Below are 21,170 nucleotides of genomic sequence, written 5' to 3' on the forward strand. Positions count from 1 at the left end.
GCGTCGCGATGCGGGCACCGACACGTGATAGACCGAAACCCATGAACGTTCGCATCGCCGAGCCGCCGATCGGCGGGACCATCGATCACATCCTCTCCGTGCTGCCCTCGCTCATCCCCAGTGCGCAGCGGGTGGCGCGCATCTGCGCCGAGCGTCCGGAAGACGTCGTGGAGATGTCGGGCGCCGACCTCGCCGCTGCGGCGGAGACCTCGCCGCCGACCGTGAGTCGCACCTGTCAGGCGCTCGGGTTCCAGGGCTTCCAGCACCTGCGGATGCTCCTGGTGCGCGACCTCGGGGCGGCGGCCAGGGCGTCACGCTCCCGCGAGGCGGGGACGTGGCGGGGTGGCTGCAGGGGATCGCCGACGGCGCGGGCGAGATCCTGCGCACGTCTCTGGCGTCGGTCGATACGGCGGCTTTCGAATCGGCGGCCGACGCGATCGTCGCCGCTCCCCGGGTGCTACTGGTCGGCACCGGGGCGTCCGGCCCCGCGGCGCAGGGCATCGCGCTGAAGCTCACGATCAACGGCAGGCCCTGCGAGGCGCCGGCCGACGGCGTCTCCCAGCAGCTGACCGCCAGGGTCCTCCGGCCCGGCGACGTCTGCGTCGTGGTCAGCTCGAGCGGCGCGAACATGGTCACCCTGGCTGCTGCTGCGGCTGCGCGGGAGGCGGGAGCCACGGTGGTCGGTGTGACGAGCTTCTCCCGCTCCGAGCTGGCCAAGTACGCCGACATCCTCCTGGTCGCCGGAGCACGGTTCCAGAGCTGGGATCAGGGCGCCGTGGGTGCGGGGCTCGTGCAGTACCTCCTGCTCTCGGTGCTCCAGCTCGCCGTGACGGACCGCATGGACGGCGACGACGACACCGAGCGCGTCCACTGGGCGATCCGCGACGAGCTCGGGGCGCTGGTCGCCGAGTCGACCGACGGCGCCGACGTCGATGAGGCCGAAGCGGGCGGGGACGTGTCATAACGTTCCCCGTCGCACCGTACGGCGTTGACCTCTCGTTATCCGACAATTCACTTTCACTGCTCAGACTCTCTATGTAAGCGAATTCCACGGGAGGGTCCCGCGCGTTAGGTCGCTTGCAGGAGGCGACCCATGGGCACCATCCAGCTCCGCGGGATCGGCCGCAGCTTCAAGAGCACCGCAGCGGTCCGCGACATCACGCTCACCGTCGACGACGGCGACTTCCTCGTCCTCCTCGGCCCGTCCGGATGCGGCAAGACCACGCTCCTGCGCATGATCGCCGGACTCCTCGAACCGACCGCGGGGCGGATCCTGCTCGACGGCGACGACATCACCGAGCTCGCGTCGAAGAAGCGCGACCTCGCGATGGTCTTCCAGAGCTACGCCCTCTACCCCCACCTCAGTGTCCGCAAGAACCTGGCGTTCCCGCTGCGGGTGCAGAAGCTCGCCAAGGACGAGGTCGAGCGCCGGGTGCGCGAGGTCGCCGTGTCGCTCGAGATCGATCAGTACCTCGACCGCAAGCCGAAAGAGCTCTCCGGCGGCCAGCGGCAGCGCGTCGCGGTGGGGCGCGCGCTCGTGCGCAACCCGAAGGCGTTCCTCATGGACGAGCCGCTGTCGAACCTGGACGCGAAGCTGCGCACCCAGACCCGGCAGGAGCTCACGGCCCTGCATCGTCGCCTGGGCGCGACCTTCGTCTACGTCACCCACGACCAGGTCGAGGCGATGACGATGGCGACGAAGATCGCCGTGCTGAACGCCGGACGCGTCGAGCAGTACGGCACGCCCGAGCAGGTGTACGACCGTCCGGAGTCGGTCTTCGTCGCTGGCTTCCTCGGCAGCCCGGCCATGAACCTGCTCGACGCACGCGTGACGGCCGACGCCGGACGCATCACGGTGAGCGCCGAGGGTGTGGCCGGCGACCTGTGGGCGGGCGACAGCACCCCGCTCGACGTCGTCCTGGGATTCCGTCCAGAGCATCTGCAGATCGTCGACGCGGCGAGCGCGGCGGCACCGGGCGTGAGCGTCGCCGTCACGGTCGACATCGTCGAGAACCTCGGCGGCGAGCAGATCCTCACCTGCCTCACCGGCGCCGGCCGCGTCCACATGCGCACCTCCCGCGACGTGCGGGTCGCGGGTGGCGACGAGCTGACACTGCACGTCGCCTCCGAGCACGTCCACCTGTTCGACCGCTCCACCGGTCGCCGCCTGGAGTGGGTGCCCGACGCGGTCGACAGCGCCGACAGCACTCCCTCCGCCGAACGCATCCTCGTCCCCTGACCCTCCACGCACCCCAGAGAGAGAAATGATGAACACTCGCATCCGCCGCGCCGCCTTCGCGGGCTTCGCCGCCCTCACGGTCGCCGCCCTCGCCGGCTGTGCCACGTCGGCCGCCTCCACGGAGAACGCCGCAGGGAGCATGGCGACCCTGTCCGCCGACGACGAGGTGACCATCACCTTCGAGTCGTACAACCTGTCCAACGCCGGCATCTGGTCGGACACGATCACGAACCTGATCGACGAATTCATGGCCGAGCACCCGAACATCACGGTCGAGGCGCAGCCCTCGAGCTCGGCATCCACCGCGGGCAGCGTGCAGCAGCAGGTCCTCGCCGGCGGAGCGCCCGACGTGGCCCAGCTCACGTTCAACGAACTGGACTTCGCCGCGACCACGCTCGGCGCGCAGAACCTCAGCGCCGTCGTCGGCGAGGAGGGACTCGACGAGGAATTCGGCGGAGACCACCCGTACCACGAGCGGGCACGCGCGCTGGCGGACTGGGACGGCGCGACCTACGGGATCCCGTACGTGTTCTCGACCCCGGTGCTCTGGATCAACGAGGACCTCTTCGCGCAGGCCGGACTCGACCCCGAGACGGCGGATCTGTCGACGTGGGATGCCGTCCAGGCCGCGGGCGAGAAGATCACCGCGGCGACCGGTCAGCCATCCGTCAGCGTCACCTGCACCGTCACGGGCGGCAGCTGGTGCATGCAGGGCCTGTTCCTGTCGGACGGCGCCCAGGTGCTCAGCGACGACCGCTCGACGATCGAGTTCGGCTCCGATGCCGCGGTCGACACCGTGCAGACCTTCCGTGACATGTTCGACGCCGGGGTCCTCGCCAACCAGGACTCGGTGTCGATGTACGAGGCCTTCGCCCAGGGCAAGACCGCGATCCACGTGAACACGTCTGCGCTGCAGGCCGCGTTCATGGGCGGCGCCGCATCCGGCGGCTGGACGCTCGACGCCCGCACGCTGCCCGCGTTCGGCGACTCCGCCGTCGTGCCGACCAACTCCGGATCGTTCCTGGCGATGTTCTCGACCGACCCGAAGAAGCAGGCGGCCGCGTGGGAGCTCATCCAGTGGATGACGAGTGAGCACGCCTACGAGATCATCTCCACCGAGATCGGCTACCTGCCGCTGCGCAACACCATGACCGAAGAGGGCGGCCCGCTCTACGAGTGGGTCGAGGCGAACCCCCTCGTCAAGCCCAACCTCGAGCAGCTCGACGCTCTCGAGCCCTGGGTCTCCTACCCGGGCGACAGCTACGCACAGGTCGACACCGTGCTCGCCACGGCGATCGAGGAGTCGATCTTCTACGGCGCCGACGTCGACACCTCGATGCAGGACGCCGCGAAGCGCGCCCAGGGACTGATCGAATGAGCATCGCCGAAGGAACCCCCGTCCGTCGCCACTCGACACCCGGCGTCTACAACCTGCGCGACACCGGCGGGTACCGCGCCGCGGGAGGCACCTCCCGGTGGGGCAAGCTCTTCCGCTCCGACGCGCTGCACCTGCTGGACGCGTCCGGGAGGTCGCTGATCGCCGAGCTGGGGATCGCGCACGTGATCGACCTGCGCGGTGCCGACGAGCTGCGCACCGCGCCCAGCGCTCTGGACGGGGTCGCGGTGCAGGTCCATCACCTGCCGGTGTTCGACGATGCCGCGCCTGCCTCCCAGGCCGACATGCGCCTGGGCCTCGCGCCGATCTACGACCACATGGTCGACCGGCGCGGCGCCCAGCTGGCGGATGCGGTGCGGGTGATCGCCGCGGCCGACGACGACGAGGCCGTGCTCGTGCACTGCACCGCCGGGAAGGATCGGACCGGGCTCGTGATCGCCTTCGCGCTCAGCGCGGCCGGCGTCGATCGCGACGAGGTCGTGGCCGACTATGCCCAGACCGCCGACAACCTGCGTGGCGAATGGGCGGAGCGGATGCTCGCGGGATTCCGCGCGAGCGGCGGCGAGCTCACGCCGGAGATCGTCGAACTCGTCACGGCGAGTCCGGCCGAGGTGCTCGACGTGCTGCTCGCCCGCATCGAGAAGGAACACGGCTCCGTACGCAGCTACCTCGGGGCGAACGGCCTGTCCGCCCCGGATCTCGACCGCCTCGCCGCGGTCCTGGTCCATTGAGACGAAACCCCTGAAAGGACCACACATGAACGACTTCGACGGGCAGTTCCCCGCCCCCGAGCACTTCATCCTGCACGTCTCCGACACGCACTTCGTCGGCGACGGCGACCTGCTGCACGACCGCATCGACTCCGACAAGAACCTGGCGGAGCTGTTCGACGGCTTCGCCAAGTCGAACACCCGCCCCGAGGCGATCGTGTTCACGGGCGACCTCGCCGACACGGGTCGCCCCGACGCCTATCGCCGGCTGCGTGAGTTGGTCGAGCCCGCCGCCGAGCGCCTGGGCGCGCAGGTGATCTGGGTGATGGGCAACCACGACGAGCGTGTCGCGTTCCGGCAGGGTCTCCTCGACGAGACCGCAGACGAGAGCGAGCCGGTCGACCGGGTGTTCGACATCAACGGCCTGCGCATCATCGCGCTGGACTCCACCGTCCCGGGACACCACCACGGGGAGATCACCGAGGAGCAGCTGGCGTGGCTGTCCGATGTCCTCGCCGTGCCGGCGCCGGATGGGACGCTGATCGCGCTGCACCACCCGCCGGTGCCGAGCCCGCTCGGACTCATCGCCCTCGTCGAGCTCAAGAACCAGGAGCGTCTCGCCGAGGTGATCCGCGGAACGGATGTGCGCGGCGTGCTGGGCGGCCACCTGCACTACTCGACCCACAGCACCTTCGCCGGCGTCCCGGTGTCGGTGGCATCGGCCACCTGCTACACGCAGGACCTCAACGTGGTGTACCCGGCGGCGCGCGGACAGGACGGCGCGCAGTCGTACAACCTCGTGCACGTCTACGGCGACCGGGTGCTGCACTCCACCGTCCCGATCGGGCAGTACCCGACCGTGTACGAGATGACGACGGAGATGCTCGAGGGGTTCATGAAGATGAGCGCCGAAGAGCGTCTCGAAGCGGCATCCGCGTCGATGCAGAGCTGACCGTGTTCGTCGCCGTCAGCGTTCCCGAGACCCCGACAGCGGAGGTGGATGCGGCCCCGCGCACGCGGCGCCGCATCCGCCCAGGGGCCCTCGTGCCGTACCTGTACATCCTGCCGGGCGTGTTCTTCCTGGTGATGTGGACCTACAGCCCTCTGGTGCAGACGTTCTCGCTGTCGTTCTACGACTGGAACCTGCTGCCGACGAGCCCGAAGACCTTCGTCGGGATCGACAACTACGCCGAGGTCGTCCAGCTCCCGGAGTTGCAGACCGCGATCGTCAACACGGTCGTCTACATCGCCGCGTTCCTGGTGTTCTCGCTGGTGCTGCCGATCGTCATCGCGCTGGTGTCGCGGCAGGTGCAGGGCAGGGCGCGCACGATCTACCAGGCGCTGATCTTCGTGCCGTTCCTCATCACGCCGGTCGCGACCAGCGCGGTGTGGCGCTGGCTGTTCGCCGAGCAGGGGGCCATCCCCACGGTCCTCGCGCACCTCGGCATCGACATGCCGAACGTGTTCCGTGATCCGTCGATCGCCATCTGGGCGGTCATCGTGATCGTGGGCTGGCAGATGCTCGGCTTCGGCGTTCTCGTGGTGGCGGCGGGCTTCGCGGGGATCAGCCCCGACTACGCCCAGGCCGCATCGCTCGACGGCGCCGGGTTCGCGCGGATCACCCGCAAGATCACGATGCCGCTGCTGAGCCCGACGATCGTCTTCCTGGCGCTCATGACGATCCTGCTGGCCGCGCAGTGGACCTACCCCATCATCGATCTGCTCACGCAGGGCGGGCCGTCGAACTCGACGACCAACATCTACTACCTGCTGTACCAGTTCGGGTTCCAGAACTTCGACGCCGGCATCTCGTCGGCAGCCGGAGTGATCTTCTTCCTCGGCTTCGGCCTGATCGCGCTGCTCTTCCTCGAGCTGCAGGATCGCCTGAGCTTCTACGACAACTGAGAGGTCTGACATGGCATTCGTCACCGTCGCACCACCGGCATCCCTCGCGGGCGGCGCCAATCGTGTGCAGTCCACGACCGAGGATCTCGCCGTCGGGTCCCGTCGCCGCGGCGGCGTGATCGTCGGCCACGTCATCCTGGTGCTGCTCGCGCTCTTCAGCATCTTCCCGGTGTACTGGATGTTCGCGACCGCGCTGCGTGCCCCGGAGAACGCGCTCGACCAGACGCTCCTGCCGTGGCCGTTGAGCTTCGAGAACTTCGCCTACGTGTGGGACACGATCCCGATCGGCGGGATGCTGCTGAACACGTTCGGGATGTCGCTCGTGCTCGCGGTCGCGCAGCTGCTCATCGCGGTGCTCGCGGCCTACGGCTTCGCCGTGTGGGACTTCGCGGGCAAGAAGGTGCTGATGTTCCTCTTCATCGGCTCGTGGCTCGTGCCCTTCCAGGTGACGATGATCCCGAACTACGTGCTGGTCTCGCAGCTCGGGCTCCTCGGCACGATCGGCGGTGTCGTGGTGCCGCAGCTGGCCGGCGCCTTCGCCGTGCTCCTGATGGTGCAGCACATGCGGGCCTTCCCCCGGGAACTGCTCGAGGCGTCGCAGTTGGACGGTCGTTCGAGCTGGGCGACGCTGTGGGCGGTCGTCATCCCCAACATGAAGCCGGCGCTCGCGGCGCTCGGCATCATGGCGTTCATCTCGGCCTGGAACGAGTACCTCTGGCCATCGCTCATCATGCGGCAGGGCGACGCCCTGATCCAGGTGGGCGTGCGCAGCTTCCTGACGGCCGAGGGCGACAACTGGGGTGCGACGATGGCCGCGGCGGGACTCGCCTGCATCCCGGTGCTGCTGATCTACATCTTCCTGCAGCGGTACGTGGTCGACGCGTTCGTGCGCTCGGGCCTGAAGTAGGAGGTCCCCCGTCGGTCGCCCGTCGTCAGCGGCGGGCGACCACCAGCGGTACTCCGGTTGCCGGGTGGGGGAACACGTCGACCGCCTGGCCGTAGACCTGCTCGATCCGCGCGGCCGTGAGCACCTCGGCTGCGGTGCCCGTGGCAGCCACGCGGCCGTCGGCGAGCAGCGTGACCCGGTCGGCGTGGGCGAGCGCGGCGTTGAGGTCGTGCAGCACGATGGCCACTGCGACCCCGGCGTCCGCCCGCCCGCGGATCAGCCGCATGACGTCTTCGTGGTGCTTGAGGTCGAGTGCCGCTGTGGGTTCGTCCAGCAGCAGGATGCCGGTGCTCTGGGCGATCACGCGGGCAAGGGTGACACGGGCGCGCTCTCCGCCGGACAGGGAGGGGACGGCGCGAGCCTCGAGCGGCGTGACCTCGGTCTGCGCCATCGCGGACGCCACCCGCACGTCGTCGTAGTCCGCGGCCGGAGTGCGTGCCCAGGGCGTGCGCCCCATGCGCACGACCTGCTCGGCCGTGAACGGGAACGTGACGGTGTTCTCCTGCAGGAGCACAGCGCGCTCGCGGGCGAGCAGACGGGGCCGGATGCTGTCGATCGGCCGCTCGTCGAGGACGACCGTCCCGGCGTGCGAATTGACGTCGCCGGCGAGCACCCCGAACAGGGTCGACTTGCCTGCGCCGTTCGGACCCACCAGCGCGTGGACCTCTCCCGCATGGATCTCGATCGACGCGTCGTCGAGGATCGTCCGCCCTTCCCCGACCCGCACGGTGAGCCCCGTCCCCGGAGCCGGACGGTCACGCCCATCCTCCCGAGCGGCGGCGGGTGCGCACCAGCAGCCAGAGGAAGAACGGGCCACCGACGAGCGAGGTGATCATCCCGATCGGCAGATCGGCCAGCGGCACGGCCGTGCGGGCGACGAGGTCGGCCACGGCGATGAGCAGTGCACCGCCGAGCGCGGAGGAGATCACGAGCGGCAGATGCGCCGGCCCGATCATCATGCGCATCAGGTGCGGCACCACGAGACCCGCGAAGCCGATGATCCCGGCGAACGCGACCGCCGCGCACACCAGCAGCGCGACCGTCACGATGACCACCATCCGCAACAGCTCGACGTTGAGCCCGAGATGACGGGCGGTGCGCTCGCCGAGTGCGAAGAGGTCGAGGCCGGGGGCGACGATCAGGGCGACCACGACACCGATCAGGACGAGAGGCGCGACCAGCTGGATGTTCGACCACAGGGCGCCGTTGAGCGATCCGAGCTGCCAGAACACGATCTGCTCGCGGGTCGACGTGGTGCCGAGGAACGTGAAGAACGCCATGCCTGCGCCGGCGATCGCATTGATCGCGATGCCGGTGAGCAGCAGGGTCACGACCTCGGTGCGGCCGCCCGAGCGGCTGATGAAGTACACCGAGAACACCGCCACCAGCCCACCGAGGAACGCGAAGGCCGGTGTGGTCCACATGCCGAAGGTCGCGAGTCCGAACGTGATGCTCGCCGCCGCGCCGAGGGCCGCGCCGGAAGAGACCCCGACGACGCCCGCATCCGCGAGCGGGTTGCCGAAGATCGCCTGCATGAGCACGCCCGAGACGGCGAGAGCGGCGCCGACGAGGAGTCCGAGCACGATCCGCGGCATCCGCAGGCTGAAGATCACGCCGTAATCGGTGGATGCCGCCGGGGCCCCCGCCGTGTCGATCCCGATGCCGCGCAGCAGCACGCCGATCAGCGAGGTGGGCGACAGGTCGTACTGCCCGCTGGTGATCGAGACGACGCACGTGAGCACGAGCGCGACGACCAGGCCGCCCGTCACGACGGCGAACCGTGCGCCGCGGTGTTTCGTCGGCGTCGGAGTGATGACCTCCCCGGTCACGTCGCGGGCTCGGGGGCGTAGAGGGCGCGGGCCAGGGCGCCGATCACGTCGGCGGTGCGCGGCCCGAAGCTGAGGATCTCGCTGTCGGCCATGTCGATCACGCGACGGTTCGCGCCGGCCGGCGTCTGGGCGACCGCGGGGATCCGCTCGATGAGGCCCTCGATGCCGCCGACGGATTCGAGCCCATCGGTCATCATCACGAGCACGTCCGGCTGCGCGGCGACCAGTGCTTCCGCGGTCATCGGCTTCATGCCCTCCCAGCCGATCTCGGCGGCGACGTCGACCCCGCCGACCGCGTCGATCAGGGAGTCCGCCCCGGAGTCCTCTCCGAAGATGTAGTACACGTTGGCGCTGCCGCGCACGTAGAGGAGGAGCATCCGTGCACGGTCGTCGGTGTCTGCGGGCACGACCTCGGCGATCTCGGCGAGGGTCTCCTCGACCGCGGTGTCGAGCCGTGCGATGAGTGCTTCTCCGCGGCTGGGCACGCCGAGGGCGGCCGCGATCTCGGTCACCAGCTCGTCCGTGGTGTCGAGGCGGCGGTCGCTGGAGATCACGACGACCGCGATGCCGGCGTCGCGGAGCTGCTGGCGCACCTCTTTGGGGCCGATCGTGGTGTCGGTCAGGATCACGCTGGGCGCCAGCTCGAGGATCGCCTCGGCGTTGAGCGTGTGCCCGGTCTTGGTGACGACGGGAAGGTCCTCGGTGCCGGGGAAGCTCGTCGAGGAGTCGCGGCCGACGACCCGGTCACCGAGGCCGAGGGCGAACACGGTCGACGCGATCGTGCCGGAGATGTCGATGGGGAGGATGCGGTCGACGGCGGTGATCTCGATGTCGCGGCCCTCGCTGTCGGTCACCGAGACGGGCAGGGCGGGAGGGGTGTCATCGTCGACCGCGACGATCGCGGGGCTTGGGAGGCACGCGGTCGAGGGGCCTCGTGTCCCCGGATGTCGTCGATCAGATCGAGCGAGGCGAGGGGCGTGGTCGCCTGCGGGCAGGTGTCCTCCGCGACGGCGAGAGGCGCGGCGGTCGGTCCCGGCCCCGCGCACGCGGTGAGTCCGACGGCGACAGCGGCAGCGAGGAAGACGGCAAGAACGCGGCGCATTAGGCAAGGCTATCCTAAAACTTGACTCGCGCCGATCCACCCCCCTACGCTCAGGATGGCGGCTTGCTTAGCCAAGCCTAACCAACATTCCCTTGTCGCCCGACCGCAGTGCGGCACCGTCGGCACGCGTCTCTTCTGCGTGCCCGGAGCCGTGGAGAATCGTGAACGCCACAGCCACAGCATCCTCAGGGAGCACCCGCATACGCGTGCTGCTCGCTGCCTTCGTCTCGTTCCTTCTGGTCGCCGCCGGTGCGGTGATCGTGCCGCCCGCACACGCTGCCGCCGCTTCCGTCACGGCTGCGATCGCGTCGGCCGGCTCCTCCGGCATCAGTGTGCAGGTGCAGGCCGACGGTCTTCCCGAGGTCGAGGGCGCATATGCGGCGCTGATCGTGAAGGGGACCGAGAGCGGTCTCAGCGGGAGCGGGGGATACGCCGCATTCGTGATGCCGACGGTCGCCGGCGGAGCGAGCACGTTCACGCTCGACGCTCCGGCCGGGTCGCTGGATCGCACGAAGTCGTACGAGGTGCTCGTGTGGCAGAAGCACTCCAACCCGACCGAGACCACGATCTACGGCCGTGGGGACGTCGCCGTCTCGGCTGCGCAGTGGGACGCCGTGTTCGGACCCGTGCCCACGGACCCCGGCACCGACCCGGGTACGGATCCCGGAACGGACCCGGGTACGGACCCCGGCACCGACCCGGGTACGGATCCCGGAACGGACCCGGGTACGGATCCCGGTACCGACCCGGGAACAGACCCCGGCGAGACGCCGTACTCCCCGGCGATCGAGGTCTTCCTGGCCGACGGCACGACCCCCGCGAAGGGCAAGGCGCTCGTCGCCGGCGACGAGATCGTCGTGAAGGGCTCCGGCTATGACCCCGCGGCCAACGTCGGAGGCCGTGGCGTCCCGATCCCGAAGGATCTGCCCCAGGGTACGTACGTGGTGTTCGGCAACTTCGCCTCGACGTGGCAGCCGTCCGCCGGTGCGGCCTCGTCGACCCGGTCGGTCGGAGCGCAGGTCTGGGCACTGTCCGAGGGAGTGTTGGACCAGGTGCCCGCGCAGTACCAGGGTGCGATCCGCGCGCAGTGGGTCGACATCGCCGCTGACGGCACCTTCCGGGCGACCCTGACGGTGAAGGACACGGCGGCGACCCCCGGTTCCTACGGCGTCTACACCTACGGGGCAGGCGGAGTATCCAACGCCGCCCAGGAGAAGAGCGTCGCCCTCGATTACACGGCCGCACCGAAGATCACTGTCGCCTCGGCGCTTTCGGCCGCCCCCGCGGGCATCACTGCGACCGTGACGGGTGCGAACTTCGGCTCGGCGACCGGCGTCTACGCCGCACTCATCGAGGCCGGAACCGAGGCGGAGGTCACCGCCGGCGGCGGATTCCTCGCGATGCAGTACGTGCGCGGGATCGAGGATGGCGCGTTCACGGTCGACCTCACCGCCGCGGCCGACAAGCTCGACCGCACGAAGTCGTACGAGGTGATCGTGTGGAAGCAGCACACGATGCCGAACGCCGACACCATCCATGCCCGCGGGGCCGTCGCGATCAGCGACGCCGACTGGGCGGCGCTGACGCCCCCGTCGTTCTCGCCGGCGATCGAGGTGTTCCTGGCCGACGGTGTGACTCCTGCGGGGACGACGGCCCTCAGAGCGGGCGACAATGTCGTCGTGAAGGGGTCGGGATATGACCCGGCGGCGAATGTCGGAGGTCGCGGGGTGCCGATCCCGAAGGACCTTCCGCAGGGCACGTATGTGGTGTTCGGCAACTTCGCGTCGGTGTGGCAGCCCTCGGCAGGGGCGGCATCGTCGGCTCGTTCGGTCGGTGCACAGGCATGGGCGCTCGCGGAGGGCGTGCTGGATCAGGTGCCCGCGCAGTATCAGGGCGCGATCCGTGCGCAGTGGGTCGACATCGCCGAGGACGGCACGTTCGAGGCGACTCTGACACTGAAGGACACCGCGGCCACGCCCGGCTCCTACGGTGTGTACACGTACGGCGCCGGTGGCGTGACCAACGCGGACCAGGAGCAGAGCGTCACCCTGAATTACGGCGTCGGCGCTGCGCTCACCACGACCGTGAAGACGGCCACGGCGAAGGACGGTCTGACCGTGACCGCGGCGGCGACCGACCTCGGCGCGATCACGGGCGCGTACGTCGCGCTGATCGAGGCCGGCACCGAGGCGGACGTGACCGCGGGAGGCGGCTTCCTCGACATGAAGTACGCCACCGGCATCACGTTCGGCACCCTCGCGGTCGACCTCACGACCGCGGCGAAGAACCTCGACCGCACGACGTCTTACGAGGTGATCGTGTGGAAGCAGCACACCATGCCCACCGCCGACACGATCTACGCGCGCTCGACCGTGACGATCACGCCGGCGCAGTGGGATGCTCTGCTCGACGTGAAGGAGCCGGAGAAGCCCACGACGCCCACAAAGCCGACGACCCCGCCGGCGAGCGTTCCGGGCGGTTCTCTCCGCTGGGCGATCTCCTCGGATTTCACCAGCTACGTCACGGGCGGCATCGCCCAGGGGTCCATCGCGGTCTCGGACGGCGCGACGCGCTCGGGTGGGCAGTTCCAGTTCGGCCAGACCGTGGGCGGCGACTTCGATCGGAAGAGCGGACTTGGCAGCGTCAACTACCGCGGATCGGTGCGCTTCACCGGGCACCACGGAGTGCTCGACGTCACCGTGTCGAACCCGCAGGTCCGCATCACCTCGTCCACCGCGGCGACGCTGTATGTGACGAGCGGCGGCACGCAGGTGGCCTTCGCGACGCTCGACCTCTCGCGGGCGGCGCGCATCGCGGCAGGCGGCGCCGTGACCTACACGGCGGCCCCCGCGGCGCTGACGGCTGCCGGACGGGATCGGATCCTCTCCGGGTACTCGACCGACCTCAACCCGGTCACGTTCACGATCGGCTCCGTCGCGGCTGCACCCTCCGGGACGACGGGCACCGTGGCTGCGGCCGCCGTGAAGGCGAAGACGACCCTGCCCGCCACGCCGCCGACGTCGGACGGGATCCTCGTCGACGAGGAGAACCTCGCAGCTCTCGAGTCGGGGAAGCCGGCGACCATCACGGCGTCCGGATTCCAGCCGAACGAAGAGGGCATCAAGGTGGTCGTCTACTCGACGCCCGTGCTCCTCGACACCGTGAGCGCGGATGCCGCAGGCGTCGCCACCTGGTCGGGCACCCTGCCCGCCAGCCTCGAGGACGGCGCGCACACGCTCACCCTGCAGGGCTCGGTCGACCGGGGGCTGGCGTTCACACTCGCTCGTGCGAAGAGCGTGATCGGGGCGTGCACGGTCGAGGGCGCCACCCTCAAGTGGGGGTACAAGGAGTCGTTCCGCACGTACATCGAGGGCATCGCGAAGGGCGGCTGGACGCTGACCGATGTCGAGTACCAGTACCCCGACTACGTGTGGGCGAGCGGCACCGGGGCGTTCGACGACGAGACCATGACCGGCGCAGTCACCTATGGCGGCAGCATCACATTCACAGGCCATGACGGCGCACTGAACACGACGCTCGCGAACGCACGGCTCGAGCTCGCCGGAGACACGGGGTACCTCGTCTTCGACGTGACCGGCACCACGCAGGGTGGCGAGAGCGTCGACCAGAAGGGCGTCCGTCTCGCGGAGTTCGCCCTCGGGGACGCCGCGGTCGTCGACGGGGTGCTGTCGCTCGACGCGATCCCTTCGACGTTGACCGAGGCGGGGGCAGCCGCGTTCGGCACCTACGCCGCGGGAGAGTCGCTCGACCCGGTCACGGCTGTGATCCCGGTGGACACCGAGTGCGGTGTCGCGGTGGAGGAGGAGCCGGAAGCCGATTCCGACGCCACGGCGGCGGTGACCACGGCGACCGAGCCTGCCGCGACCGAGGAGGCGCCGGTGTGGCCGTGGATCGTGGGTGGCCTCGTGGTCGTGGCGCTGGCGGCGACCGGAGGGATCCTGATCGCCCGCCGCAACCGCAGCGCCGAGACGGCCGAGACGACGACCGAGGTCTGAGTCCCGCGAATGACCGAACCGCCCTCTCCCTCGCGAACAGGGGGAGGGCGGTCCTTCGTTCCGGGCGTCGCGGGGGTCAGGCGCCGGGCACGTGCAGGACGGTCGTGTTCTGCAGGTTCGGTCCGCGCCATACGGCAGCGCGAGGCGGCGACTGGTGATCCGCGATCGTGGCGCGTATGACGAGGCCGTTCTTGAGGTTTTCGAGTCCGAAGTGGGCGCTCGGCTGATCCGAGCGCGGGTTGGCGGCGGTGACGGTGATCGCGGTCTTCGCTGCCGTCGCGTTGGTGGCGGCACCGAGGTACACACCGAACCGCGGTGCGTCTTCGATGGTGTTGTCGCTGATGGCGATGTTGCGGTGCACTCGCGAGACTCCCGGCGTGTACGAGGCGGTGAAGTGCTGGAGCATGATGGCGGCCGACGAAGAAGGCCATGGGACGAGGGTCTGGTCGAGGCAGATCCGGCGGATCACGTTCCCCGTCACGACGAGGTTCTCCGAACCGATCGGACCTTCTCCGTAGGCCGTGTCATTCGCGATCCAGATGCCCCAGTTCGTCAGGTCGCTGAGCCGGTTGCCCGAGATCACGCCGTTGCTGGCCTTCATGCGCACGCCGAGGCCGCGCGTCTCCTCGATCGTGTTGTCGGTGATGGTGAAGCCGGATGCGGAGTAGGAGCGGTTGAAGACGTGATCGCCGACGGCGGCGCCGGGCACGACGCTCGCCACGGTGACCACCAGCGGCGTCGCCGCACGCGGGTCGCCCTGCACGGCCGTGACGGTCGCGGTGCCGCGTACGGTGCCGTCCGACGACCGCACGATCTGCAGCGTATCGCCGACGGCGACCTCCGCTGAGCCCCCGGCCAGGTGCAGTGCGGTGCCCCCTGCGCTCAGCGCATCGAGTGCGCGCAGCTGCGAGTACACGTTCATGCCGTCGTCGTGAAGCCGGGCGAAGCGGTTGCCCGTCACGGTAGGACCGCGGCGTCCGCCGTGGTGGTGGTATCCGTCCGCGTTCGTGCTGATCCACCGGTCGGACCCGGCACGCACGTCCACCGTCGAGCGGCGCAGTACGGTCGCTTCGGAGTTGTTCGAGATCACGGCGGCACCGGGCGCCGCGTGGATCACGAGGTCCTCGAGGGTCGTGTCGACCGACTGGTGCAGGGCGATGCCGTTGCGGTCGCCGCGGTAACCGGTGGCGAAGCCGTCTCCGACCGCGATGTCGGCGAGGCGGCCACGGTGGGCCGGGTCTACCGTGAACGTCCACCGGCCGTCCGCATCCGGCGCGGCGGGGTACGAGACGGCGAAGGTGGACTGCACGCCGCGTTTGAACAGCCCGGTCGCCGCATCGTGGAGCGTGCCGTAGCCCGCGCCGCCGAACAGGGCGCGATCGGCGAGCGAGGGGAAGCCGGGGAGGAGCTCGAGCTGGAAGGTGGCCGTGTCGGGGTCGACCGCACGGATGACACCCTGTGTGAACGGCGGCGTCTCGTAGTCGAGGGTGATGCCGCTGACGGAGACCCTCGTGGAACGAGTGATCGCGATGCCGCCCTTGTGCGGGTCGAGCAGAAGGATCTCGGTGCGGTCCCCGACGAGGGCGATGCGCGCGGTCTCGGTGAGCTCGATGGCGTACCAGGACGGCGTGCCGTCGTCACCGACCCGATAGGTCCCTGGAGCGAACAGCACGCGCGCGGTGTTCTTGGCTGCAGCGGCCGTCCATGCCGCGGCATCGGCGATCGTCTGCCGGATCGCCGGACCGCTGTCCGGCTGGCCGGGAACGGCGCCGCGGCTTGACACGGGGAAGTCCTTGCGGAACGGTGCGCCGCCGGCGGCGACGGGACCGACGGCTCCGGCTGATCCTGCCACGGCTGCCGTGGCCGGTGCGGCGAGGGCGGCGCCTCCGGCTCCGACGGCGGTGCCGACGAGCAGGGTGCGACGCGTGATCGTGGGGTGCGGATCGGACATGAATTGCCTCCTTGCAAATTCAAATAACCGGAACGTAGCACCAATAATTCGAATATGCGAGACTGAACGTGGAAAGGATCCCATGACCACACTGCCTTCCGCCCTCCCTGCACCCGATCCGGCCGAGGTGAGGTTCGTCGTGGGCGAGCCCGCCGAGCTGCCTCCCTTATCCGCCGACGTGTGGTCGGGGCGATACGTCCCGCGCGGAATCCTGGTGCCGTTCCGGGGCAGGTCGGCACGCCGGCGCCGTATGCGCTCGACACGGCCTCGCTGGTCGTGCGTCGCGGCGGCGCGCTGTTGCGCGAGGGGACGGATTACGTGGTCGACGCCGTCTACGGCACACTCTGCCTGCTGGAGGGTGAGGCGTCGCCACTGCGGGTGACCCTCGACTACCGCTACACACTGCTGCGCCTGGACAGCGTCGTGGTCGATGCCGTCACGGGCGAGCGGCACCTGCGACGCGGCGTCTCGCACCTGACGAACCCGCACCCGCCGCTGGCAGCTGCCGGTGAGGTGGTCGAGGCGCACGTCCTGGTCGACGACCGCGCGGAGGAGCCGGCGATCTACCCGCGGAGGGGTGACGCGACCACCGACGACGCGGTCTTCCGCGGGCGGCTTCCGGAGGCCGCGCGACGCCTCGCCAGCGGCGAACACCTGCGCGTGCTGTTCCTCGGCGACTCGATCACCGAGGGCGGGGACGCCTCTACCGACGAGGACGCGTTCCGCGCGGTCGCCGCACGCCTCCTGCGCACACGTCACCCTGGCATCGAGGTGCACGTGGCGGCGACCGGGGATCGCGCTCGGTGCAGTGGCTCGGCGCCGACGACCCGACCTGCGATTGGAGGAGGGTGGAAGCGGCGGCCCCGCACGTGACGGTGGTGGAGTTCTTCAACGACGCCTACCTCGATCCCGCGGACTGGGCGCCCGCCTACGACGAGTTGGTGTCGCGGCTGACGTCGCTGGGCAGCGAGGTCGTGCTCCTCACGCCCACCTTCGCGATGCGCGCCGCCATGAACGGTTCGGCGGAGCGGGACGACGGACGGCCGTACGTCCACTTCCTCCGCGACCACGCCCAGCGCGCCGGTCTCCCGCTGATCGATGTGTCGGCGCGCTGGGAGCGGCTGCGCGACGAGGGTCTGCCGTATTGGACGCTGCTCGCCAACGGCATCAACCACCCGGACGACCGTGGTCACCGGTTGACGGGCGGGGTAGTCGCCCGCGCGCTGGAGGGCATGCTCGAGGCCCGGGCGGACGCATGAGCGCGGACGGGACGATTCTCGTCGCGATCGGCGACTCGCTGACGGAGAACGGCACGTGGCCGGAGGCACTGTGCGCACAGGCGGGATGGTCGCTGCACAACGCCGGGCGGTCGGGCCAGACCTCCACCGAGGTCGCGTTGCGTGTGGGCGCCAGGGCGATGGACCTCGTCGAGGGGAGACCTCGGCGAGTGGGACGATCTCGGTCCGGCCCGATCCGCTGCCCGGGCCGGTGCGCGAGCACGTCCAGGCGGACATGGACGACATCCGGATGCGGGGCGCGCTCGACGGACGGGCCGGCCTGCTCGTGCACCCGGTGAGCGCCGCAGCGGCGGACGGGTGGACCTTCCGGCCGGACTCCCCCGCCGACCCCGCGCCAGGCGTCCGCCGACGCTTCCGCGCCGATCCGCTGCCGATCCCGCCCGGCGCCGTCGCGGTCGTGGTGCGGTCGCAACAACCCTGGGCCGGAGGTCGCGGAGGACATCGATGCGATCGTCGCCGGTGCCGCGTCCGCCTCGTGCGTCCTGGTGCTCGGCGTGACGGCTGCCGCCGACGAGCCGACCGGATCCCCGGCGAGCGAGGTGATCACGGCACTGAACGCGGAGCTCGCCCGTCGCCACCGCGAACGCTTCGTCGACGTGCAGGCCACCCTCCTCGCGGCTGCGCCGTCCGCGGACGGCGTTCCCGTTGCACGACTGCGGTCGGACGATGTGCATCTGAGTCCCGAGGGCGATGCGGTGGTGGCGGACGCGATCCGTGCGCGGCTGGTCGCGCTGGACCGGTGGCCGCGGTCGAGCGGGTCGTGAGACGCGAGGAGATCGCCTGGCGAGGGCTGCGCGCGCTGCGGTATGCGGCCGGCGGTGCCGAGGTCGTCGTCGTCCCGGAGCGCGGCGGCAAGATCGCGTCGATCCGTGACGACTCCGGTCGGGAGTGGTTGACGCAGGGGGACGGACGGCCGCCGGAGGACCCCGACACCCCCTTCGACAGTGCGGAGATGTGCGGGTGGGACGAGTGCGTGCCGACGATCGACGCGTCGACGACGTCGCGCGGAGGGGTGGCCGCTGATCACGGCGACGTGTGGAATCGGCCGTGGCGGGAGGCTGCGCCCGATCGCCTTGTGGTCGACGTGCCATCGGTGGACGTCGTGTTCGAGCGCGCGGTGGCGGTCTCGGACGGGGGTGTGGTCACTCTGACGTACCGGGTCACGGCCGGGCCCGACGGTGCGGCGGTGCTGTGGGCTGCGCACCCGCTGCTGCGCATCGGTCCGCAGGATCGCCTCGTGGTCGATGCGACGACGCCGTTATGGGCCGTGTCCGCGGAGGGCGCGGAGCGGGAGCAGTGCGACGCAGACGTCTCACTCCACGCGGATCGGGGAACGGGGAGTCGGCCAAGTACTACACGGATCCGGCCGAGCGCCCGCGCTGGGCGCGGCTCGAGCGACCGGACGGCGGTGGTCTGCACGTGTCGTGGGAGGGGGCGGCGATCCGGACCCTGGGGATCTGGATCGACCGGGCCGGTTATGCGACGGAGGACGTCGTCGCCTTCGAACCGGCGACCGGTTGGTACGACTCCCTGGAACGCGCCGAGCGGAATGGACAGGTGCTGCGTCTGGCCGCGCGCGAGCGCGCGGAGTGGTCCGTCTCCCTCGCGCCGCTGCTGCCGACACGCCGCTGAGTCATCGTTTGCTCATGATCCTTGGAGCGCTCGCGTTTTGTTTGCTACGGTGATGAGCAACCGGTGAACCATACCGGAGGACAGAGGTCGAAGATGACGAACACCCCCGGAGCGTGCTGGTCACGGGCGCGGACGGACGGATCGGCCGCGCCACCGTGGCGCGGTTGCGCGAGGAGGGCTGGCGCGTGGTCGCGCTGGCTCCGCGTTTCCGCACCCTGACCGCCGCCGATGCGGAGCTGCGCGTGGGCGACGCCACGAGCGAGGCAGACGTCGCCGCGGCTCTCGAGGGCGTGGATGCGGTCGTTCACCTCGCCGCCGTTCCGCACTGGGATCACGGCACACCGCGTGAGGTGTACACCACCAACGTGGTGTCGACGTTCACGGTCCTCGTGCAGGCCGCGCAGCAGGGCATCCGCCGCGCGGTGATCGCCAGCAGCATCCAGGCATCGGGGGTGCCGGGCAACCACCACGATGTGCTGCCCGCCTACTACCCGATCGACGAATCGCTCCCGACCGTGCACGACGAGTGGTACTCGCTGTCGAAGTACTCCGACGAGCTGACCGCGCGCATGGTCGCCAGCCACTGGGGCATGTCGATCGTGGCGCTGCGCTTCCCCTGGACGGACGAGGCGGACGCCCTGCGCGTCGTCGGGGAGGAGTGGACGCGCGATCCGGTTCAGGGCGTCAAGCTCGGCTGGTCCTACCTCGACGTGCGGGATGCCGCCGTCGCCGTCTCGCGCAGCCTGGAGGCCGACGTCGACGGCGCTCTCGTCGTGCAGTTGGCCGCGCCTCGGACGCTCGTTCCCTTCGACACCGAGGAGCTGCTCGACCGGTTCGCACCCGGCGTTCCGCGGGAACGCCGCTTCCCCGGGCGCACGGTGCCGGTGAGCACCGAACGCGCCGAGCACCTGCTGGGCTTCGTGGCGGCGCACGAGATCGATCCGGTTCCCGTCTCCGAGACGGCGGGCTGAGCGGTGCGGATCACGTCGGTCGAGACCTTCGTGCTCGGCGATCGGCGTCTGTTGGTGCGCATCGGCACCGATTCAGACCTCGTCGGCTGGGGCGAGGCGACCCTCGAGACCTGGGTCGGACCGGTCGCCGCGGTCGTGCGCCAGATGGCGGACTACCTCGTCGGGGAGGACCCGCGCCGCATCACCGCGCACTGGCAGGTGCTGTCCCGCGGCGGCTTCTATCGCGGCGGTCCCGTTATGGCGTCGGCCGTCTCCGGCATCGACCAGGCCCTGTGGGATCTGGCCGGCAAGCGGTTCGGCGTCCCCGTGCACGAGCTCGTCGGCGGCGCTGTGCGCACGCACGTACGGCTCTATCGGCATGCGAACGTGGACGGGCGCATCGGCGACCCCGTCGCCGCCCGCGCACTCGCCGATGACGGATACACGATGGTGAAGGTGGCGCCGACGGAACCGGTGCGCTTCATCGACAGCGAGCAGACCATGCGGCGCCTCGTCGCCGAGCTCGAGGAACTACGCGCGGCGGTCGGCGACGCCGTGGACATCGCCGTCGACCTGCACGGCCGGTTCTCGGTGCCGCAGTCGCGACGATTCCTCGATAGGACGGAGCATCTCGGACTCGCCTTCGTCGAAGAGCCTCTCCGTCCGGAGCACTCCGCCCTGATCGGCGACCTCGTTCGCAGCACTTCGACCCCCATCGCCACCGGGGAGCGCCTGTACTCGCGCGCGGAGTTCGAGCCCGTGTTCCGCGCCGGCATCGCCATCGCGCAACCCGACGTCTCGCACGCCGGCGGCATCTCCGAGGTGCTGCGCATCGGTGCGACGGCGGAGGTGCACGACGTGCAGCTCGCACCGCACTGCCCGCTCGGGCTCGTCGCCTTCGCCGCCTGCGTGCAGGTGGACGCCGCACTGCCCAACACCGCCGTGCAGGAGTCGATGATCGACTTCGCCGGGCTCCTCGACGACGACGAGCACGCCTACGTCTTCAACCGCGGCGACTGGATGCCGGTGGACGGTTATCTCCGCGTGCCGACAGGACCGGGACTCGGGCTCGAGATCGACGAGGAGCTGGTGCGGGCGCGAGCGACGGAGGTCGCACCGTCCGTCGGACTGTGGTGGAGTGATCCGCGGGACGGGAGCTACGTCGAATGGTGAGCAGCATCGAGGAGCAGGCGGCG

At 70.1% G+C, this 21,170-nt stretch carries 19 protein-coding genes and 1 pseudogene; 15 read left to right on the plus strand and 5 right to left on the minus strand.

The window, feature by feature from the left end; genetic code table 11:
- Positions 1–41: 41 nt before the first annotated feature.
- The 8 genes and pseudogenes from K1X59_RS22680 to K1X59_RS02605 all read left to right on the plus strand — a co-directional run.
- Positions 42–233: pseudogene (locus K1X59_RS22680) on the plus strand (hypothetical protein); the annotation flags it as partial.
- A gap of 101 nt (positions 234–334) precedes the next feature.
- The gene (locus tag K1X59_RS02575) at positions 335–964 is read left to right on the plus strand and encodes a MurR/RpiR family transcriptional regulator (RefSeq protein ID WP_258567034.1); all 630 of its coding nucleotides are present in this window, start codon (positions 335–337) and stop codon (positions 962–964) included.
- A gap of 129 nt (positions 965–1,093) precedes the next feature.
- Positions 1,094–2,239: an ABC transporter ATP-binding protein gene (locus K1X59_RS02580; RefSeq protein ID WP_183151746.1), complete on the plus strand. Its 1,146-nt coding sequence runs from the start codon at positions 1,094–1,096 to the stop codon at positions 2,237–2,239.
- A gap of 28 nt (positions 2,240–2,267) precedes the next feature.
- Positions 2,268–3,617 (plus strand): extracellular solute-binding protein, encoded by a 1,350-nt coding sequence (locus K1X59_RS02585; protein ID WP_183151747.1) that lies wholly within the window; start codon positions 2,268–2,270, stop codon positions 3,615–3,617.
- Positions 3,614–4,366: a tyrosine-protein phosphatase gene (locus tag K1X59_RS02590; RefSeq protein ID WP_183151748.1), complete on the plus strand. Its 753-nt coding sequence runs from the start codon at positions 3,614–3,616 to the stop codon at positions 4,364–4,366. Before K1X59_RS02585 ends, K1X59_RS02590 begins: the two co-directional genes overlap by 4 nt.
- A 25-nt stretch (positions 4,367–4,391) precedes the next feature.
- On the plus strand, positions 4,392–5,297 hold the full coding sequence (locus tag K1X59_RS02595; RefSeq protein WP_183151749.1) for a phosphodiesterase: 906 nt from the start codon (positions 4,392–4,394) through the stop codon (positions 5,295–5,297).
- A 2-nt stretch (positions 5,298–5,299) separates the two neighbouring features.
- Positions 5,300–6,250 carry a carbohydrate ABC transporter permease gene (locus K1X59_RS02600; RefSeq protein ID WP_258567035.1) on the plus strand — a complete coding sequence of 317 codons (951 nt, stop codon included), beginning with the start codon at positions 5,300–5,302 and terminating at the stop codon, positions 6,248–6,250.
- A gap of 10 nt (positions 6,251–6,260) precedes the next feature.
- On the plus strand, positions 6,261–7,157 hold the full coding sequence (locus K1X59_RS02605; RefSeq protein WP_183151750.1) for a carbohydrate ABC transporter permease: 897 nt from the start codon (positions 6,261–6,263) through the stop codon (positions 7,155–7,157).
- A gap of 25 nt (positions 7,158–7,182) precedes the next feature.
- Here the strand turns inward: K1X59_RS02605 and K1X59_RS02610 are convergent, their stop codons facing one another.
- From K1X59_RS02610 to K1X59_RS20650, 4 genes are read right to left on the minus strand one after another with little or no spacing between them, the layout of a single operon-like run.
- Positions 7,183–8,013 (minus strand): heme ABC transporter ATP-binding protein, encoded by an 831-nt coding sequence (locus tag K1X59_RS02610; protein WP_396652563.1) that lies wholly within the window; start codon positions 8,011–8,013, stop codon positions 7,183–7,185.
- Positions 7,952–9,025, minus strand: coding sequence for an iron ABC transporter permease (locus tag K1X59_RS02615; RefSeq protein WP_220173889.1), 1,074 nt, complete (start codon positions 9,023–9,025; stop codon positions 7,952–7,954). The genes K1X59_RS02610 and K1X59_RS02615 overlap by 62 nt, the downstream gene beginning before the upstream one ends.
- The gene (locus K1X59_RS02620; protein ID WP_258567037.1) at positions 9,022–9,879 is read right to left on the minus strand and encodes a hemin ABC transporter substrate-binding protein; all 858 of its coding nucleotides are present in this window, start codon (positions 9,877–9,879) and stop codon (positions 9,022–9,024) included. The genes K1X59_RS02615 and K1X59_RS02620 overlap by 4 nt, the downstream gene beginning before the upstream one ends.
- Entirely contained in the window at positions 9,876–10,127 is a 252-nt protein-coding gene (locus tag K1X59_RS20650; RefSeq protein WP_258567038.1) for a hypothetical protein, read from the minus strand. The genes K1X59_RS02620 and K1X59_RS20650 overlap by 4 nt, the downstream gene beginning before the upstream one ends.
- Positions 10,128–10,288: 161 nt before the next feature.
- Here K1X59_RS20650 and K1X59_RS02625 point away from each other — a divergent pair, with 161 nt between their 5' ends.
- Complete coding sequence (locus K1X59_RS02625; RefSeq protein WP_220173890.1) at positions 10,289–14,143, plus strand: HtaA domain-containing protein; 3,855 nt, start codon at positions 10,289–10,291, stop codon at positions 14,141–14,143.
- Between the two features lie 76 nt (positions 14,144–14,219).
- On the opposite strand, the gene K1X59_RS02630 is transcribed toward K1X59_RS02625, so the two are convergent.
- Positions 14,220–16,094, minus strand: a complete 1,875-nt coding sequence (locus K1X59_RS02630; RefSeq protein WP_220173891.1) for a right-handed parallel beta-helix repeat-containing protein — start codon at positions 16,092–16,094, stop codon at positions 14,220–14,222.
- Between the two features lie 180 nt (positions 16,095–16,274).
- Between K1X59_RS02630 and K1X59_RS02635 the strand changes: the two genes are divergently transcribed.
- The 6 genes from K1X59_RS02635 (at position 16,275) to dgoD (ending at position 21,147) form a co-directional block, all read left to right on the plus strand.
- Positions 16,275–16,967: an SGNH/GDSL hydrolase family protein gene (locus K1X59_RS02635; protein ID WP_220173892.1), complete on the plus strand. Its 693-nt coding sequence runs from the start codon at positions 16,275–16,277 to the stop codon at positions 16,965–16,967.
- A complete protein-coding gene (locus K1X59_RS02640; protein ID WP_345941143.1) occupies positions 16,943–17,353 on the plus strand; it encodes an SGNH/GDSL hydrolase family protein in 411 nt (136 codons plus the stop codon). The genes K1X59_RS02635 and K1X59_RS02640 overlap by 25 nt, the downstream gene beginning before the upstream one ends.
- Positions 17,354–17,886: 533 nt before the next feature.
- Entirely contained in the window at positions 17,887–18,156 is a 270-nt protein-coding gene (locus tag K1X59_RS02645) for a hypothetical protein (protein WP_220173893.1), read from the plus strand.
- Positions 18,157–18,688: 532 nt separating this feature from the next.
- Positions 18,689–19,024 carry a hypothetical protein gene (locus K1X59_RS02650; RefSeq protein ID WP_220173894.1) on the plus strand — a complete coding sequence of 112 codons (336 nt, stop codon included), beginning with the start codon at positions 18,689–18,691 and terminating at the stop codon, positions 19,022–19,024.
- Positions 19,025–19,137: 113 nt separating this feature from the next.
- Positions 19,138–19,995: an NAD(P)-dependent oxidoreductase gene (locus K1X59_RS02655; RefSeq protein ID WP_183151760.1), complete on the plus strand. Its 858-nt coding sequence runs from the start codon at positions 19,138–19,140 to the stop codon at positions 19,993–19,995.
- A gap of 3 nt (positions 19,996–19,998) precedes the next feature.
- Positions 19,999–21,147 carry a galactonate dehydratase gene (dgoD, locus tag K1X59_RS02660; RefSeq protein ID WP_220173895.1) on the plus strand — a complete coding sequence of 383 codons (1,149 nt, stop codon included), beginning with the start codon at positions 19,999–20,001 and terminating at the stop codon, positions 21,145–21,147.
- The last annotated feature ends 23 nt before the right edge of the window (positions 21,148–21,170 follow it).

Origin of the sequence: Microbacterium sp. Se5.02b (assembly GCF_019464375.1) — a bacterium.
GTDB lineage: Bacteria > Actinomycetota > Actinomycetes > Actinomycetales > Microbacteriaceae > Microbacterium.